Source organism: Solirubrobacter ginsenosidimutans, assembly GCF_027587205.1.
This window is the reverse complement of the sequence record NZ_JAPDOD010000127.1, coordinates 1-1501: the sequence shown is the minus strand read 5'-3', so window position 1 is coordinate 1501 and position 1501 is coordinate 1. Positions and strand designations below refer to the sequence as shown.

2 protein-coding genes are annotated in these 1501 nt (G+C 69.8%); both read left to right on the top strand.

From position 1 onward, the window contains the following. The first annotated feature begins 111 nt into the window (after positions 1 to 111). Positions 112 to 372 (top strand): DUF8691 family protein, encoded by a 261-nt coding sequence (locus tag OM076_RS44460; protein WP_270046740.1) that lies wholly within the window; start codon positions 112 to 114, stop codon positions 370 to 372. Between the two features lie 190 nt (positions 373 to 562). After that, positions 563 to 1501 (top strand): FUSC family protein (locus OM076_RS44455; RefSeq protein WP_270046739.1); only part of this gene is annotated, 939 nt, incomplete at its 3' end.

Genomic DNA, 1501 nt, shown 5'->3' with positions numbered 1-1501 from the left:
CAGCATCGCGGCGATCCGACCCCCAGCGCATCACCCGCCCTGCAATCTCCCCCGGGGGAAATTGCACGGTGGGCGATGCGCACGCTGCCGTCCAGATGGACACTGGCTCCGATGGGAACGCCTTGGAACGGAGCCACGAGCCGGCATGCCCGCCGGTACCGCATCACCGTGCAGGCCGAGCTCACGCAAAGGTTCGTCGAGCCGCTCGAACAGGTCGTCGTGGTGGAGTCGACGGGCGATCAGTCGATCCTCAGCTGCGAGTCGGTCGACCAGGCGAAGCTCCAGACCATCCTCACCTGGCTCTACGACCGCGGCGTCGAGATCGTGAGCGTGGCGCCCGACGACGGCGGCACCGACTCCGTGACGCCGTGACCGTCACCCGAGCTCCAAGACCCGCGCACGGCGACGTCGCGCCGCCCGAGCTTTGCACGCGCGTCTCGGCCCGCGTCCCTGGCCCTTTCGTGGGCGGCGCGCCCCTGCTCCCGCGAGACGCGGCCGCCGAGCGCCGCTCGCGCGAAGCACCCGTTTCAAGGCGCGATCCGACGAACCGCGGGCCACAGCGATGACGAACGACGTTCACTGGGCGCGGACCGATGCGCGACACGCCGCGCTGAGCGTCCTGCCGGCCGTCGTGATCATCCTCGCCGTGGACGTGAAGGCCGGCGTCCTGGGCGCGATCGGACTGCTGCCGGTGTGCCTGGTCGGGATCGCACCACAACGGCCCCAGCGCATCGCCGTCGGCATCGTCGGGCTGTTGTTCGCCGCCGGCGTGATCGTCGGCTCCGTCCTCATCCAGGTCCACGTCCTGGCGGTCATCGGGATCTTCGTGCTGTGCTTTCTATCGGCGAGCTTGATGGCCAAGAAGGCTGCCGGGTTGATCGTGACGGCGATCGTCATGCCCGCCGTGGCGATCGGGATGAGCTATGACTCGATCTCCGACGGGCTCGGGCTCGCCTTGTTCTTCGCGCTCGGCTCGATCTGGGCCACGCTGACCTCGTTGCTGTGGCCCACCGACAGCGGTGCCGCGAGCGATTCGGCCCCGCTGCTGAGCAGGGCTGAAGCCCGCCGCTACGGCATCCTGCTCGGGCTGGCCGCGGCGACGGCGGTGAGCATCGCGCTGATCTTCGACTTCTCCTCGCGCGGCTGGACCGCCGCCGCGACCCTGCTCGTCATGCGCCCGGTCGCCGACATGGTCCGGCTCCGCGGCGTCGGCCGGGCGCTGGCCACGATCTCCGGCGTCGTGGTCGCCACATTCGTGCTGAGACTCGGGCTCAGCCCACCCGCCGTAGCGGCCCTGGTCGCCATCGTGTTCATCGCCACGATCGCGACGCGCACCAGCAGGTGGTACCTCGCCTCCGCCGGCACGGCCGTCCTGATCCTGCTCGCCATCCTCTACGGCACCACCGACACCGATGCCCTCCACGACACCTCCTGGACACGCGTCGTCGAAAACGTCATCGGCGCGGCGATCGCGCTCTTCTACGGACTGCTCATCCCGTCG